1 protein-coding gene is annotated in these 538 nt (G+C 54.8%); it reads right to left on the bottom strand.

Features of this window, described 5'->3' with window-relative positions:
• Positions 1 to 526: MurR/RpiR family transcriptional regulator (locus EN780_RS37125; RefSeq protein WP_245500275.1), on the bottom strand; the 526-nt coding region annotated here is incomplete at its 3' end.
• Positions 527 to 538: the final 12 nt, after the last annotated feature.

The raw sequence follows: 538 nt of genomic DNA on the forward strand, positions 1-538 counted from the left end.
GTATATGACAGGTGATTGCGATGGTAAATGCGCCAGCCGCCTTGGCCGCCATAAGTGAGTTGATTGTATCCTTGCTCGAGCCAGATTCCGAAATTGCCAGTGCGACTTGCTTCGGCCCGAGATTCACTGCACTCATGACGGCGAGATGTGGGTCGTCCAGCACGCGCGACACCAGTCCGAATCGAACAAACAAGTAATGCGCGTATCGGGCCACATTCGCAGAGCCGCCGAACCCGTACAGATCTATGCTTTTTGCTCGTATGATCTGTTTTGCCGCCAATTCGAGAGCGGCGTGATTCAACAGGTCCTTTGTCTGCTTGAGCGCGGTGATGGCCGTCGACAGCGTGTCGTCGATGACGTCACCAGACGGGCTGGCGTGTCTGATTGTCTGGTGAGTGGAGAGTTCGATCCCCAATGCCAGTTTGAAACGCTGGAAGCTCGAAAATTTGATGTCTCTACAGAACCTCAAGACGCTCGCTTCGCTCGATCCGGATCCGTCAGCAACCTCCGTGATAGTTTGGTTCACGACCTTCGCGGG

The sequence above is a fragment of the Mesorhizobium sp. M4B.F.Ca.ET.089.01.1.1 genome (assembly GCF_004022605.1).
Taxonomy (GTDB): domain Bacteria; phylum Pseudomonadota; class Alphaproteobacteria; order Rhizobiales; family Rhizobiaceae; genus Mesorhizobium; species Mesorhizobium abyssinicae.